Origin of the sequence: Altererythrobacter sp. C41 (assembly GCF_016803135.1) — a bacterium.
Taxonomy (GTDB): domain Bacteria; phylum Pseudomonadota; class Alphaproteobacteria; order Sphingomonadales; family Sphingomonadaceae; genus Pelagerythrobacter.
The window spans coordinates 59297-74828 of the sequence record NZ_JAEVFE010000007.1 but is presented as its reverse complement, the minus strand read 5'-3'; the positions used below and the strand labels follow the sequence as shown (position 1 = coordinate 74828).

11 protein-coding genes are annotated in these 15532 nt (G+C 66.1%); 6 read left to right on the top strand and 5 right to left on the bottom strand.

All coding sequences use genetic code 11. The features are described 5' to 3' along the window. Nucleotides 1-33: 33 nt before the first annotated feature. The 3 genes from JNO53_RS12325 to JNO53_RS12315 form a co-directional block, all read right to left on the bottom strand. The gene (locus JNO53_RS12325) at nucleotides 34-2763 is read right to left on the bottom strand and encodes a TonB-dependent receptor (protein WP_203111651.1); all 2730 of its coding nucleotides are present in this window, start codon (nucleotides 2761-2763) and stop codon (nucleotides 34-36) included. A 103-nt stretch (nucleotides 2764-2866) separates the two neighbouring features. Next, nucleotides 2867-5626, bottom strand: a complete 2760-nt coding sequence (locus tag JNO53_RS12320) for a [protein-PII] uridylyltransferase (protein ID WP_203111649.1) — start codon at nucleotides 5624-5626, stop codon at nucleotides 2867-2869. After that, nucleotides 5623-7320 (bottom strand): class I adenylate-forming enzyme family protein, encoded by a 1698-nt coding sequence (locus JNO53_RS12315; RefSeq protein ID WP_203111647.1) that lies wholly within the window; start codon nucleotides 7318-7320, stop codon nucleotides 5623-5625. Before JNO53_RS12315 ends, JNO53_RS12320 begins: the two co-directional genes overlap by 4 nt. A gap of 151 nt (nucleotides 7321-7471) precedes the next feature. On the opposite strand from JNO53_RS12315, the gene lgt reads away from it, so the two are divergent. From lgt to JNO53_RS12295, 4 genes are all read left to right on the top strand, one after another. After that, nucleotides 7472-8335, top strand: a complete 864-nt coding sequence (gene lgt / locus JNO53_RS12310) for a prolipoprotein diacylglyceryl transferase (RefSeq protein WP_203111644.1) — start codon at nucleotides 7472-7474, stop codon at nucleotides 8333-8335. Then, entirely contained in the window at nucleotides 8332-9396 is a 1065-nt protein-coding gene (locus JNO53_RS12305; RefSeq protein ID WP_203111641.1) for a class I SAM-dependent methyltransferase, read from the top strand. Before lgt ends, JNO53_RS12305 begins: the two co-directional genes overlap by 4 nt. Nucleotides 9397-9669: 273 nt before the next feature. Continuing rightward, a complete protein-coding gene (locus tag JNO53_RS12300) occupies nucleotides 9670-10233 on the top strand; it encodes a hypothetical protein (protein WP_203111639.1) in 564 nt (187 codons plus the stop codon). 125 nt (nucleotides 10234-10358) lie between these two features. Continuing rightward, nucleotides 10359-12860 (top strand): hypothetical protein, encoded by a 2502-nt coding sequence (locus JNO53_RS12295; protein ID WP_203111637.1) that lies wholly within the window; start codon nucleotides 10359-10361, stop codon nucleotides 12858-12860. A 13-nt stretch (nucleotides 12861-12873) separates the two neighbouring features. On the opposite strand, the gene JNO53_RS12290 is transcribed toward JNO53_RS12295, so the two are convergent. After that, nucleotides 12874-13500: a TetR/AcrR family transcriptional regulator gene (locus JNO53_RS12290; protein WP_203111635.1), complete on the bottom strand. Its 627-nt coding sequence runs from the start codon at nucleotides 13498-13500 to the stop codon at nucleotides 12874-12876. Nucleotides 13501-13666: 166 nt separating this feature from the next. Here JNO53_RS12290 and JNO53_RS12285 point away from each other — a divergent pair, with 166 nt between their 5' ends. Beyond that, nucleotides 13667-14521: a metal-dependent hydrolase gene (locus JNO53_RS12285; RefSeq protein ID WP_203111633.1), complete on the top strand. Its 855-nt coding sequence runs from the start codon at nucleotides 13667-13669 to the stop codon at nucleotides 14519-14521. After that, nucleotides 14518-14946, top strand: coding sequence for a DUF2147 domain-containing protein (locus JNO53_RS12280; RefSeq protein ID WP_228766254.1), 429 nt, complete (start codon nucleotides 14518-14520; stop codon nucleotides 14944-14946). The genes JNO53_RS12285 and JNO53_RS12280 overlap by 4 nt, the downstream gene beginning before the upstream one ends. Before the next feature lie 111 nt (nucleotides 14947-15057). Here the strand turns inward: JNO53_RS12280 and JNO53_RS12275 are convergent, their stop codons facing one another. After that, nucleotides 15058-15297 (bottom strand): DUF6356 family protein, encoded by a 240-nt coding sequence (locus JNO53_RS12275; RefSeq protein WP_203111631.1) that lies wholly within the window; start codon nucleotides 15295-15297, stop codon nucleotides 15058-15060. Between the last annotated feature and the right edge of the window lie 235 nt (nucleotides 15298-15532).

Sequence of the window (15532 nt, the reverse complement as noted above, 5' to 3'; positions counted from 1 at the left end):
AATCCCCTCCCGCGAGCGGGAGGGGAGAGCGCGTCAGAACTCGCCGCGCACGGTGATGCCGTAAGTCCGCGGTTCGGCGAGGAAGGCCGAGAACGTCTGCTGCGGTGCGACGAACGGCGTGTTGAAGGCGATCTGGGTGTAGTCCTTGTCGAACAGGTTCTGCACCCAGCCCTCGATCGAGAACCGGCCGGCGATATTGGTCACGCCGACGCGGCCGTTGACGATGAAGTAGCTGTCCTGCTCCTTGCCGTAGAGCAGGTCGGAGCCGGTGTTGTAATCGTCGGTCAGGCGCGCGTTGAAGAACACGAGGCCCCGCAGGCCGCCCGGCGTGAGTTCGGGTGTCCACGAAACCGATGAGGTCGCGACCCATTCCGGCGCGTTCGACAGGTTGTCGCCCGGCAGCAGGCGCAGCGCCGGATCGAGCGGCGCACCGCTGTCGTCGCCGATCAGGTTGTCCTCGTAGCTCGTGTCCGAATAGGTCAGGCCCATCGTGAACGCGAGATCGGGAACGGGGTTGAGCGACGCTTCGAGCTCGACGCCCTGCGCGATCACGCCCGGCTGCACGTCCTCGGGCGCGCAGGCGCCGGTCGTGGCGCTCGCGTCCCGGTCCGCACCGCCGAGGTCGGTGGAGCAGGCGTTGATGTTCTGGACCAGGTAGAACGAGCCGTTGAAGGTGTTGAGCTGGAAGTTCGAGAATTCCTGGCGGAACGCCGCAACGCTCAATCCGAACTGGCGTGTCGAGTACTTGGCGCCGATCTCGAACGCATCGACCGTCTCCTCCGCGAACTGGAGCGATCCGACGTCGATCGTGTCGGGATCGAAGGCCACCGGGCTCGAAAGCGCCGAACGGTCGAGGTTGAAGCCGCCCGCCTTGTAGCCGCGCGAGTACGAGCCGTAGAGCAGGAGGTCGGGAGTCGGCTTCCAGCTCAGCACCGCCGTGCCGGTGAACTCGTCCTCGTCACGCGTATCGCTGAGGGTGACCCCGTCGAGCTCGGAGCTCGAGTTGCCCTGGCACGAAAGCGAGATGATGCCCCCCGCGAGCGGGGCGAGCGCCGGCACGCCGAGCAGACCGCCGAGCAGCGCGCGGTTGGTCGGGCAGATCGTGTTGTCGTTGTTGAACTGGGCGTCGAAGTCCTTGGTTTCGTTGGTGTAACGAAGACCCAGCGTGAGATCGACCGTATCGGTGATGTGGAAGATGTTATGCGTGAAGAGCGCGAAGTTCTTGCTCGTCTGGTTATAGATGTCGCCCGTGCTGCCGAGATCGCTGATGCTGCCGAGGTTGTTGATCGCGGCAAGGATCGCCGGGGTGGCGGGGCCGAATGCAGGCGTGCCGGTAAGCGTGCCGTCGAGCGCCGCCACGTTCGGGCCGAGGCAGTTCTCGGCAGCCGGGTTGGCCAGCGCCGGATTGATCGCCAGCGCGATGCGACAGGCGGCGAACGTACCGTACTGATCGCCGAAGCGCAGGTTGTCGCGCACCTCCAGCTTCTCGTTGGCGTAGTAGCCGCCGACGAGCCAGTCGAGACGGTCGTCGAACGCGGAGCCCTGCAGACGCAGCTCCTGGCTGAACGTCTTGAACTCGCGGGCACCCGCGAAATCCCCTGGCGCGCGGTAGATGATGTCCACCTGCGTGTAGTCGGTGTCGGATGCCTGGGTGTTCGAATACTCGCGGTAGGCGGTGATCGAGGTCAGGCTGACGCCGCCCAGATCCCAGTTGAGCTCGCCCGACACGCCGTAGTCTTCGGTCGCCCCTTCGTAAGTCCGCCCGGGCGTGACGTAGATGTCGCGGTTGAACGTGCCCTGGTTGAGCGCGCGCGGATCCTGTCCGAGTGCGATCATTATCGGGATGATCGGGTTTTCGGTGCTGGTCAGCGGCGGGCCGCCCTCCGGCCGGGCAAACGTGTCGAGCCCGGGGCTCATTCGCGCAAGCGGCGCGAAGTCGGTCTGCACGAACGTCGCCGCGCAGCACGCCTCGTCCTTCTTCGAATAGTCTCCGACCAGGCGGAAGCTGAGCGTGTCGCTCGGCTCGAACAGGAGCTGCCCGCGCACGAGGTAGCGGTCGCGGTTGTTGACGGTCGTGTCGTTGTTGACGTCGTTGTAGAAGCCGTCGCGCTTGAAATAGACGCCGTCGACACGGGCCGCGACCGTCTGGCCCAGCGGCACGTTGATCCCGCCTTCGACGCGGATCGCATCGTAATTGCCGTAGGTGAAGGCGCCGTAGCCGCTCGTCTCGAACTCGGGCGGGGCGGTGTAGATGCTGATCAGGCCGGCGGAGGCGTTGCGGCCGCCGAGCGTACCCTGCGGACCGCGGAGGATCTCGATCCGGTCGATCGGGCCGAGCTCGCTCAGCGCGTTGCCCGAGCGCGAGCGGTAGACGCCGTCGACGAACACCGCGACCGAGCTTTCGAGGCCGGGGTTATCGCCGACCGTGCCGATGCCGCGGATACGCGCCGAGCCGTTGGCCTCGTTGCCCGTGGAGGAGACGAGCAGCGAAGGTGCCACCTGGTTCAGCTCGCGAATGTCGTTGGTGCCCGACTTCTCGAGCAGTTCGCCCGAGACCGCGGAAACTGCGACCGGAACGTCGGCCAGCGACTGTTCGCGGCCCTGGGCGGTCACGACGATGACCGGCCCGGTCGTCTCGGGCGAAGCCTCTGCTGCCGCGGCCGGTTCCTGGGTTCCGGCGTCCTGGGCCAGTGCTGCCTGGGGAAGCAACGCAATGCTCGCGCCGGCGAGGGCGAGCGCGCGAATGGATACCGTATTTTTCATGTTGTTCTCCTCCACCAAAACTTGACGCTTTCGTTAACGTGAGCCGGGGCTGGAGGAAACATCGTTTCCACGAACGGCCGAATTCGGCCGCTCTGTGTTGCATTCACGTCGCTTCCAGCTCGGCCTGCCGCCGGTCGCTCGCAGCATCGAGCAGGGCGGTCTCGATCGCCGTGATGCGTTCGGCCGCCTCGACCTTCTCGCCCAGGAGGTCGGTCACGTAGAAGGTGTCCGCCGCCCGCTCGCCATAGGCGGTGATATGCGCGGAGTGGACGACGAGCTGGTTGTCGAACAAGGCGCGTGCGAGGCGGTTGAGCAATGCGGGCCGGTCGCGCGCGTTGACCTCGACCACGGTGAAGCGATTCGAGGCCTTGTTGTCGACGATCACCCGCGGGCGAACATCGAACGCCTTCGCGCGGCTGTGCGGCAGCGGCCGCCGGGCGAGGCGCGGGACCAGCTCGATGCGGTTCGCAAGCGCGTCGCCGATGGCGGTCTCGATACGGTCGAGCTGCGCCGTTTCGTGAAACGGCTGGCCGTGCGGATCCTGGACGAGGAAATTGTCGACCGCCCAGCCGGCGCGGGTCGTGTGGATGCGCGCATCGATGATGTTGGCGCCCGCCAGATGGATGCCCCCTGCGATGCGGTAGAACAGGCCCGGGTGGTCCGCCGCGATCACGCTCACCAGCGTCGCCCCGCGGGAGGGGTAGACTTCGCAATGCACTGACAGCTCGCGCTGATCGCGCCGAGCGGCGTCGAACTGGCGCAGGTTGAGCGCGATGATGTCCTCCGGCTCCGCAATCCAGTACGGATCACCGAAGTCGGCGGCATGGCGGCCGACGAGTTCCGCGCCTGTCTCCAGAAGCTCCGCGACGGCCTGCTTCTTTGCCGTCACCCGCTCCTTGCGGCCATGACGCATGTGGCCGAGGCGCAGCCGTTCGTGCGCCGCGTCGTATAGCTCGCCGAGCAACTGCCGCTTCCAGCTGTTCCAGGTACCGGGGCCGACCGCGCGGATGTCGACCGCGGTCAGGATCAACAGGTGCTGAAGCCGCTCGACGCTCTGCACTTCGGCGACGAAGTCCTCGATCGTCTTGGGATCGGTCAGATCGCGCTTGAACGCGGTCGCGCTCATCAGCAGGTGCTGACGCACGAGCCAGGCGACGAGATCGGTCTCGTTCTCGCTCAGTCCGAACCGCGGGCAGAGCTCGCGCGCGACGCCCTCGCCGAGCACCGAATGGTCGCCCCCGCGCCCTTTCGCAATGTCGTGCAGCAGCACTGCAACATATGCGGCGCGGCGCGAGGCGAGTTTGTGGATCAGGCGGGTGGAGCGCGGATGATCCTCGGCCAGCTCTCCCTTCTCGATCCGGCTCAGCAGCCCGATCGCACGGATCGTGTGCTCGTCCACCGTGTAGTGATGGTACATGTCGAACTGCATCTGCGCGTTGACCTTGCCGAAATCGGGCACGAAGCGGCCGAACACGCCGGCCTCGTTCATCCAGCGCAGTGCGGTTTCGGGATCGTTCCGGCCCGAAAGCAGCTCGAGGAACAGCCCATTGGCGCGCGGGTCGTCGCGCACCTCGGCGGTGATGAGCCGCGAATCGCGGTCGGCCTGGCGCATTGTGGCCGGTTCGATCTCGAACCCCTCCGCTTCCGCGATCCGGAAGATTTCGATCAACCGCACGGGATCCTTGCGGAACCAGTCGTCGTGCGGCGTTCCGATGCGGCCCCCGAACACGCGGTAGCCCTTCAGGCTGCGGGGGCGGGCCTTGAAGCCGGCGAGCAGGCCCCTGCGGGCGTGCCTCTGGGCGAACTGCTCGTCGATATGGGCGAGGAACACGCCCGTCAGGCTGCCGACGCGCTTGGCCTGGAGGAAATAGAACTGCATGAACCGCTCGACCTGGCTCTTGCCCGGGCGGTCGACGAAGTTCATCCGCATCGCGACCTGGCGCTGGAGGTCGAAGGTGAGCCGGTCCTCTGCGCGGCCGGTGATCATGTGCAGGTGGCAGCGCACCGCCAGCATGAAGCCCTCGGCGCGGCGGAAGCTGCGATATTCCTGTGCGGTCAGCAGGCCGACATCGACCAGCTCGGCGGCACTCCGCACCTTGTGGATGTATTTTCCCAGCCAGTAGAGCGTCTGCAGGTCGCGCAGGCCGCCCTTGCCGTCCTTGACGTTGGGCTCGACGACATAGCGACTGTCGCCCATGCGTTTGTGCCGGGCGTTGCGCTCGGCCAGCTTCTCGGCGACGAACTGTCGCTCGGTGCCGTTCACCACTTCGGTCCAGAAGCGCCGCCGCGCCTCGTCGTAGAGCGGCTGGTCGCCCCAGACGTAACGCCCCTCGAGCAGCGCCGTGCGGATGGTGACGTCCTCCTTCGCCATGCGCACCATGTCGTCGGGCGTGCGGCTGGAGTGGCCGACTTTCAGCCCCAGGTCCCACAGAAGATAGAGCATGGCCTCGATCACCTGCTCGCACCACGGCGCGCGGCGTGTGGGGGTAAGGAAGGCGATGTCGACGTCCGAATGGGGCGCCATCTCGGCCCGGCCGTAGCCGCCCACCGCAAGGATCGCGAGCCGTTCCCCTTCCGAACGATTGCCGACCGGATAGACGTGCTCGACCACGTGATCGTGGATCAGCCGCACCATCTGATCGATCAGGAAAGCGTGGCCGGCGACGCATTCGTGACCGGCATGGGGTTTTGCCTCGAGCCGCCGGCGCAGTTCCTCGCGGCCCTTGCCCAGGGCGTCGCGGAGCGTGTCCACCACCGCATTGCGGGCGTCCGCACCGCGTTCCTCCACCAGCCCGGCGATCGCTTCGGCCAGGGCGCGCCGGTCGAGGATCGCGCGCTGCTTGGGGACGCGGACCTGGTTCAAGCGTCGAGCAACTCCTTCCCGAACGCCGCACGCACGGCGCGCTTGTCGATCTTCTGCGTGCCCAGCCGCGGCAGCGGCTCCTCGGCCCGCCAGATGCGCTCGGGAATCTTGAACGGCGCGAGCCGGCCGGTGAGGAACTCGCGCAGTTCCTCGGGGGTCAGCGTGCAATCGTCCTTGCAGAAATAGACCGCGGCCGGGACCTCGCCGAACCGCGGATCGGGCAGCCCGAAAACCGAGCATTCGGCAACCGCGTCGTGCCCGTAAATCGCCTCCTCCACGTCCAGGCAGGAGATGTTCTCGCCGCCGCGGATGATGATGTCTTTCTTGCGGTCGACGATAAAGACATAGCCGTCTTCATCGAGATAACCGAGATCGCCGCTGCGGAAATACCCGTCGTCGAAGAACGCCGCGGCAGTCGCCGCGTCGTCCTTCCAGTAGCCGAGGAAGTTGGCGATCGAGCGGATGCAGATCTCGCCCACCTCGCCCTGCGGCAGCGGCTTTCCGCCCTCGTCGAGAATGGCGAGGTCGACCAGCGGCCGGCTAGCGCGGCCGGTGGATCCGGGCTTCGCCATGTAGTTCTCGTTGAAGTTGCCGCAGCCCACGCCGTTGGTTTCGGTCAGGCCATAGCCGAGCAGCGGGAAACCCTCGGGGAAGGCGTCCTTGATCTTGGTCACATGGTCGACCGGGCGCGGTGCGCCGCCGGCGGCGAAGCTCTTGCAGGCGGTGAGGTCGAACTGGTCGCGCTCGGGATGGGTCGCAATCTCGTAGCTCATCAGCGGCACGCCGACGAAGTAGCTGACCTGTTCCGCCTCCATCAGCCGCATCGCCTCGCGCGCGTCCCACTTGGGCATCAGCACCAGCTTGCGGGCGATGGCGTAGCTCTGGAGATAGAGCGGCACTTCGCCGGTGACATGGAACAGCGGCACGGCGATCAATGCGCAGGCCTGGCCCGAGGGCGGATCGCCGCGCTGGGTGAGAAGCTGCGCCGCCATCGCGCTCTGCGAGACATAGCTCATCGTGCCGTGGACGACGCTCCGATGATCGGACCAGGCGCCTTTCGACTGGCCCGTCGAGCCCGAGGTGTAGAGGATCGTCGCGAGATCGTCCGGCCCGAGTTCGCCGAGCATGCGCATGGCGACGTCCCCGTCGCCCCAGATCGAAGCGAGCCCTTCGGACGGAGGCTGGTCGTGCGAGATCGTGACGACCCGGGCCGGATGGTCGATCCCCTCAAGCCGGCGCGTCCGCTCCTCGTCCGCCAGTACCAGCGAGCATTCGGCGATGCGGACGCCATAGGCGAGCTCCTCGCCGGTCCAGAACCCGTTCAGCAGCGTCGCGCAGCCGCCGCCCATGATGACGCCCATGTAGGCGACGATCCAGTTGGCCGAGTTGCGCGCGGCGATGCCGATCCGGTCGCCCTTCCGCATGCCGTGCTTCTCGACCAGTCCGGCCGCGACGTGGCTCGCTGCCGCCCAGCATTCGCCGAAAGTCAGCCGGCCGCCCGCATCGACGAGGAAGGGCAGATCCTTATGCTCGTTGCAGTAATGCGCGAAATAGTGGGCGAGAGTCGGCGGGGCGTTCTTGAACGCGGGAATCGTCCGGCCGAACCGTTCGAACGGTTCGGTTTCGAACGGCATGCCCGGACCGGTCAGCACGTCCATGATCCGTTCGAGATCGTTGTCCAGCTCACTCGGCATTTCGTTCTCTCTCCTCTCGCCTCTGGCCCCGCGGCCCGGTTGCGATAAATCGCTCCGGCCGTCTGAACGCAGGGTTTAACCCCGTCTCGCTCTATGCCAAAAGCCGCGCGAATTCCCGCGCGGCGGGAGCTTTTGATAAGGGGTTCGCCTAGTGCTGTCACTACTTGCCGCCACGGCAAGCGTTGCCGATCCGATTCAATGGGCGGAGCTGGGTCTTACGCCGGGAATCGACCTCGGCTTCTTCACGCTGCGCTGGTATTCGCTCGCCTATCTCGCAGGCATCGTGCTGGGTTACTGGCACTTGTCGAGGATGATCAAGGCGCCCGGCGCGCCGATGGCCCAGCGCCACGCAGACGACCTGTTCTTCTACTGCACGCTCGGCATCATCATCGGCGGGCGGATCGGCTATGCGACGTTCTACGACCCGTCGCTGTGGACCAGCCTGCGGTTCTTCCAGCTCTGGACCGGCGGGATGAGCTTCCACGGCGGACTCGCCGGCGTGCTGGCGGCGATCGCGTTCGTGTCGTGGCGTGGTGAGCTCTCGTTCCTGCGGGTCGCCGATTACATCGCGGTCAACGTGCCCTTCGGCATGATGTTCGGCCGCCTCGCCAACTTCGTGAACGGAGAGCTCTGGGGGCGCCCGTCGGATGTGCCGTGGGCCATGGTATTCCCCGGCGCAGGGCCGCTCCCGCGCCACCCTTCGCAGCTTTACGAAGCGGCGCTCGAGGGCGCTCTGCTGGTGATCGTGCTGCTGTTCCTGTTCTGGCGGACCCGCGCACGCTACCGCCCCGGGCTGCTGGTGGGCGTCTTCACGGCGGGCATTGCGCTCGGCCGCTTCACGGTCGAGTTCTTCCGCGAGCCTGACGCGCAGCTCGCCGAGTTCGCCGCGGACACCGGCCTTTCGATGGGCCAGTGGCTGACGATTCCGCTGATCGTCCTCGGCATAGCGGTGACCGTGCGCGCCCTGATGCGGCCGCCGCTCGCGAGCGGCCAGGCTGCACCCGGAGCGGCATGAGCGCCGGCCGAGACGGCGACCTCGCGGCGATCTTCCGCCGGCTGATCCGCAATACGGGCCCGATTTCGCTCTCGCAGTTCATGGGCGAGAGCAATGCGCGCTACTACGCCAACCGCGACCCGCTCGGCAGCGAGGGCGACTTCGTCACGGCGCCCGAGATCAGCCAGATGTTCGGCGAGCTGATCGGCCTCTGGCTCGCCGACATGTGGATCCGCGCCGGGCGGGAAGAGCCGGTACTCTATGTCGAGCTCGGCCCCGGCCGCGGCACGCTGGCGAAGGACGCGCTGCGGGCCGGCAGGCGATACGGCTTCGTGCCCGAAGTTCACCTCGTGGAAGCGTCGACCGCGCTGCGGGAATTGCAGGGCGAAGCGGTCCCGGGCGCGATCTGGCATGCCGACCTTTCGACCGTGCCCCAGCACGCACCCCTGCTGCTGGTCGGCAACGAGTTCCTCGACGCGCTGCCGGTGCGCCAGCTGGTCCGCACTGCCGACGGCTGGCGCGAACGAATGGTCGGGCTGGACGGCGATATCTTCGTCTTCGTTGCAGGCGCTCAGCCGATGGACGCCGCAGTGCCGGACGAATGGCGCGAGGCGCCGCAGGGCACGCTGCTTGAAACCAACCCGGGGGCCGCTGCGGTCGTCTACGAGATCGCTGGGCGGCTCGCCGAACAGGGCGGGGCCGCCCTGCTCATCGACTACGGCAGCGACGAGGTGCGCACGGGATCGACGCTGCAGGCCGTTCGCGCCCATGCCAAGATCGACCCCTTCGCGGCGCCCGGCGAGGCGGACCTCACCGCGCACGTCGACTTCGCAACGCTCGCACGGATCGCGCAGTCGCGCGGGGTGCGGCATCTCGGCACCGCGACGCAGGGGGACTGGCTGCGCGCCCTCGGCATCGACATGCGCGCCCAAACCCTCGCCGCCCGCGCGCCGCACTATGCCGAGGACATCGAGATTGCGAGGCATCGGCTGGTTGCGGAAGACCAGATGGGCAAGCTGTTCAAGGTCATGGGCCTCGCTGCCGCCGCGTGGCCGGATGGCGTGGGGTTTGGGGCGGACTAAGCCGACACCGCGCAGTTCGCGCTCAACGATACGGCCGCGCCGGACACCCGCCGGCGCAGAGGTGCCTGCGAGCGGCATGCGGGTGACGTGAAAGCCCGACCCCAGGTTCCGGCAGTTAGCAAGGCACAAGTAAAAACCCGTAACTGTTAGGTAGTCCTACCTAATACTTTAGCCCTTTCTCCCAATTTACATTGACATCAATGTAATATATAAAAGTATAGGCTAGGTGCATCTGCCTAGTCCGTACGCAAAAAAAGAAATGGGAGATACGACGTGAAAAGAACTGTAGCTTTCCTCGTGAGTTCGGTCGCGCTTCTGGGTGCGCAGACCGCGATGGCGTCTGCCCCGTATGTCGCACCGGCGGCAACGCCAGCGTGGGTCTTCGAAGGAGAGGTCGACGTCTACAAGGGTATCGCGCTTACCTGCAATGCAACGGTGACGATCAGCGGCCCCAATAACGCCTCGGATACCACTCCGCCGTTCAGCCATACCGACGTGGCGAACCTCAGCGCGACCATCGACCTCGCCGGAGGTCTGTGCCCGCTGGTCAATGTCGCTCCGATTCCCGCCGGAAACATCAGCTATGCTTCGACCGGGTCGACCGGCGGGATATTCACTCTCCACGATGTCTTCGTGACGACCATCACGCCGGGCAACTGCGAGGGTGATATCACTGCCGTGTGGGATGAACCGAACCAGCGCCTGAGCGTCTCGGGCATTCTGCCGGCTGTGAGCGGCTCGGATTGCACGATGGACGGCGATGATATCGGCCTCGTCACACCTGCCTCCGGCAACGTCAGCGCTGATGGTGACGCCGATCACAACCCCAACCACTGAAGCGATCCGTCCTCTCATTTGGAGATGAAATGACGGTCAATCGGGGCGGGTGCGCGGTTCGTGCACCCGCTTCGTTTCCAAGGGGCGGAGTGATGCGGAGAGTCGCAGGCCGCAGCCGTTGCGTGATGAAAGCGATTCTGCGCGTCGCGTCCGCTTTCGTCGCGCTAGGGTGTGCGGCCGATGATGCGATGGCGCAGTCCGGGCCGGACGGCAATGAACGGCCTCCCTCGGGCGATATCGTGGTCACCGCGCCGCGTCGGGGTGAAGCGGAAGTACCCGCGGAAACGGAATTCGGCGAAGAGGAGATCGCCGGCTATGGTGCGGACAATATCGATGAAATTCTTGGCCTGCTCGCACCGCTGATCGACGCCTCCGGCGAGGAGCCGGTGATCTTGGTCAACGGTAAGGAGATCGGATTCGATCGTTCGATCCTCGCTTATCCGCCCGAGGCCCTGAACCGCATCGCGGTGCTGAAGGCCGAGGCGGCCGGTCACTACGGTCATGCCTCGGGCCGGAGAGTAGTGAATCTTGTTCTCAAGAAGAACTACGCAAGCCGCCATGCCGAAGCGGCAGTGCATGGGGCGACCGGAGGGGGACAACATGGCGGCGACCTCACCGCCGGTCAGATGGCGATTGCCGGAGAGACGCGCTGGAACGTCCAGGGCCGTGTCTCGCTCGAGAGTGCACTGCGCAAGAGCGCGCGTAATGTCGCTGCGGAAGGCGGCCCGATCGATCTCGTCGGCTATGTGGTGCCTGCCGGCGGGGAGGAGATTGATCCGGCGCTAAGCAAGGTGGTTGGCGCGCCCGTCGCGGTCGCAGCCGTCCCGGCGATGGCCGATGGCGGGCCGCCAGAACTCGCCGATTTCGCGGAAGGAATTCACAGTACCCACCAAGCCTCTCCGGAGCGGTTCGAGACGCTTCGGCCCTCGCGCCGAAATCTGTCGCTCGCTTTCGGCGCCAGTCGGCCGCTGGGGCCGTTCGATGCTTCCGTGAGTGTGAACGCTACCTCCAATCGCAGCAGCCGGCTGCGCGGCGTACCGATGACCTCGGCGATCCTCCCGGCGGGCGGCGTCTGGTCGCCGTTTGCCCGCGACGTGCTGCTCGTTCGCCCGCTCGCCGGTGATCGTACCTTGCGCAGTGAAAACAGCGCCAGATCGCTGAGTTTCTCGCTGACGCTGTCAGGCGCGTTGGGGTCGTGGCGCACCATGGTTTCGGGAAGTTATGCGCGAAGCTGGGCGGACAGCCGACTTGAGCAGGGGATCGACACGGCCCTGGTGCAAGCGCTGATCGATGCGAACGACCCCGCGTTCAATCCTTATGCCCCTTGGCCTGAGCGCCTCCCGAAGGTCACTGGCAGTCGTTCGGAAAGCGAAAGTCTGGGCCTGCGCCTCAACCTCGCCCGACCCCTTCTGGAGCTGCCGGCGGGTCCCGTGACGGCCAATCTCTCCGCCGATGCCAGCAGGGACAGGAGCAGCTATCATGGGCTGGATGGAAGCGATCGCGCACCGGACGTCTACACGCGCGAGCATCTGGGGGGAGAGCTTTCCCTCAGCATTCCCGTTGCGCGCCGCGGGGCGGACTTCCTCGGCCCGCTGGGCGATCTGACTGCGGACCTTTTCCTGGGCGGTCAGGCGGCGACGGGAAGTGGACTGCGCAGACAATACGGTGGCGGCTTCACCTGGTCGCCGGCGGCTTTGCTTGAGGTTCTGGGCGCCTTCAAGCATCGCGAGGTGGTCCCGTCCTCGGAGCAGCTCGGCGCGCCTCGCATCGAAACCGTCCGGCGCGTCTACGACTTCATTCGTCAGGAGGTGGCAGAGCCGCTCTGGATCACAGGAGGCAATCCACTGCTTCACCGAGGCAGCAGGCAGAGCCTCTCGCTCGACGTCCGGGTGCGGCCGTTCGACAGCCCGGTGCTCTCGTTAAGCGTAGGCTACCGGCAGAGCAGCGGGGAAGGCGGTGTCGCACCCTTTCCCGAACTGACGCCGACAATCGAGGCGGCATTTCCCGAGCGTATCACGCGCGATTCGGAGGAGCGGTTGCGGAGCGTGGACGCGCGCGCGATCAACGTGGCCGCAACCCGAAGTGCCGAACTCGTCTCGGGCATCGCACTGCGCCTTCCTGCGCCATCGAGCAGCCAAGGCAATGCGGAAGAACCGGCGGCAGATCCGCTACGCCTGACATTCTCCCTCAACCACACCTGGCGCCTGGAGAGCGAATTGCTGACCCGTGCCGGCATGCCCACGATCGACCAACTCTCCGAGACCGGGCAGTCACGGCACTACCTCTCGCTGCAGGCGACGGCGGGCAAGAGGGGAATCGGCGGCGACTTGCGCGCGACCTGGAGCAGCCCGGCACAAGTTCGCAGCTCGCATTCCGCGGGGGGCTATCGCTATCGGCCGCCGCTGATGGTCAATGCCGGCGTGTTCATTCTTCCCGACAAGCTCTGGGCCAAGGCGCAAGGGCTCGGCTGGCTGGAGAACCTCAAGGTCTCGCTCGAGGTCGAGAACCTGCTCGATACCTATCGCCGCGTTACGCTGAGCGACGGCAGCGTTCCGCCAGGCTTCAGCAGACACGAGGTCGATCCGCTCGGGCGCACGGTGGAGCTGTCGGTGCGAAAGAGGTTCTAGGGTTCGCCTGCCGTCAGCCGATCGCCGGAGGAATGCCCGAAGGGATCAGGAACAGCGGCAGGATCCGCGCGATCAGGTCGCGCATCGCGTCGTCCTCCTGATCGAGCATCTCGCGCACGTGCGGGCCGATCAGCGCATCGCCGAAGGCGCTGACCGCCATCATCAGCACCGCGGCGCGGACGCGTTCGGGTGCCGCATCGTCGGTCGACTGGCCGACGATCGCTTCCACCAGCGCCCGCACGGCCTCGCGCACGGGTTCGAGCTGCTTCACGTCGCCGGACAGGATAATCCAGGCGGCAAGAGGGCCCGCGCCGCCCTTGTCGAACGCGTCGAACACCTTGTCGGCGACCGTTCGCGGCGCCGCCGCGTCGGTCTTGAGCAGTTCCACCACGTTGTCGAGCGCCGAGGTCAGATCGCGAATCATCGATCCCATCAGCGCCGATTGCAGGCTCGCCGCCGATCCGAAGTGATGCAGCACGTTGGCATGCGACATGCCGATCTCGCGGCCCACGTTCGCCAGTGTGACCGCGGCCGGGCCGCTGTCGAGGAGCAGCTTGCGGGCCGCAATCAAGGCCTCGTCGCGAACCTCGTCGCCCATTCGCTTGCGCCGCCGGACCCGCTCCTCCTTCGGCTGTGCCATTCCATCCTCCATATGCGGCACTGCCGCCTTCGTCGGGATACCACATACAGATGTGCGAAGGCGCGTCACCCCAGATCGTCGGCTGCCACGCAACCATCCCCGAAAATACTATTTACATTGACATCAATGTAAATTAAAGGGGCATGACGATCAGGAGGATTGGACAATGTCTTCACCCCGAACCCCGGAAGATCTTGCGATTCACAAGCGCAACTGGAAATTCGGCCGGAACGAGCCCGCCCGCCGCTGGTGGCACGGGGGCGACCCGGGGCGCACCGCCTTCTTCAATGCGCTCTCCTCCACCTTTCCGGTAGGCGAGAAGTTCTTCATGACCACCGTGCGCCACTACCGTGACGACGCGCCCGAACCGCTGCGCACGCAGATCGACGATTTCGTCTATCAGGAATCGATGCACACGCGCGAGCACGTGTTCTTCAACAAGCAGGCGCGCGATGCGGGATACGACATTCGCTCGGGAGAGGATCGTGCGGCGCGCACGATCGCCTGGGCCAAGCGCCGCAAGCCTGTGATGCAGCTAGCGGCGACCTGCGCGCTCGAACACTTCACCGCGACGCTGGCGAACGCGGTGCTCTCGAACCCCGAACATCTCGCCGGCGCCGAGCCGGAAGCGCAGCGCATGTGGCGGTGGCACGCGATCGAGGAGATCGAGCACAAGGCGGTCGCTTACGACACCTGGCTGCACGCGACCCGCAAGTTCCCGCGCTGGCGGCGCTGGCTCGGGCGTTCCTTCGCGATGGCGGCGGCGACGATACGGTTTCACTATGTCATATTCCGCAACACCGCGGATCTGCTCCGCCAGGACGGCAGGAACGATTTCGCCACCTGGCGCAAGCTGCTGCACTATCTCTATGTACGCCCGGGCGCCATGCGCCTGCTGGTGGGCAGCGCGATCGGGTACATGCGCCCCGGCTTCCACCCTTGGCAGCATGACGACCGGGCGCTCGTGGCGCGGGCGCTCGACACCCTCACGCCGCCTGCCGATGCGGAACTCGCGTCGTGAGGGCCGTTGCGGTCATGCTCGGGCTCCTGCTCGCCGCATCCGCGCCGGCCGCAGCGGCGGACGGCAGCCGGCTTCTGGGTGTCTGGGCGACCGGCAGCGAAGGCGGCCGGGTCGAGATCTATCGCTGCGGCGAAGCCTTGTGCGGCAGGATCGTCGACGCGACGCGGCTGCGTGCAAATCCCGATCTGCGGGACGTGCGCAATCCCGACAAGTCGCTCAGGGATCGCAAGCTGAAGGGACTCGTGGTGCTGCGCGGCTTCACCGGCGGTCCGGCCGAATGGCAGGGCGGCCCGGTCTACGACCCGGAATCGGGCGATGGAGCCGCCAAGGGCTATCTGACCCTGCGCCGCGACGGCAAGCTGGAGGTCAAGGGCTGCAAGGCCGCGATCTTCTGCCGCACCAAAGTCTGGACGCGCTTACGCTGAGCATATCGAGGGCTCCTCACAAGGGACGATAGTCGCATCCGTCCCTTGCGCGCCCGCGACGCCCATGGGTGCCGCGGGCGTCTTTTTATGTGTATCCGGCGCGCGCGGGCATCAGATGACGTAGTCGGGATAATGATCGCCGGCGTGCGAACGGCGCGTTTCGAGCTCGCCGCTGAGTTCACGGATGCTGTCGCTGGCCGCCGAAGGAAACAGCGCCGGAATCGCTGCGTGAACCACGCACTTGCAGCCGGCGAAAACCATCCTGCCGCCGAAAGCCAGCGCGATCCGCGCATGCTCGGCATAGTTCTCGCCGACACTGCGCGGATGCGCGAAGAACATCCGGTCGATCATTGCTCCTCCCTTTTCGCCATGCTTCCGGGCGCCGACTATCGCCTAGCCACGCAGCGCGCAACAACGGGCCCGGTCGCCGCCCGGCATCGAGGATTATCGGGAGCAATTATGGTGATTGGTGCGCGACGTAGTCCTGAGCGAACCCGCCTCATCCTTCATTTCCCTGATAATGGCCGAAAGCAGGGAGATTTGCAGAAACTGAAGCGAACCGGCTGCTACCTACGCTGTGAAAGGC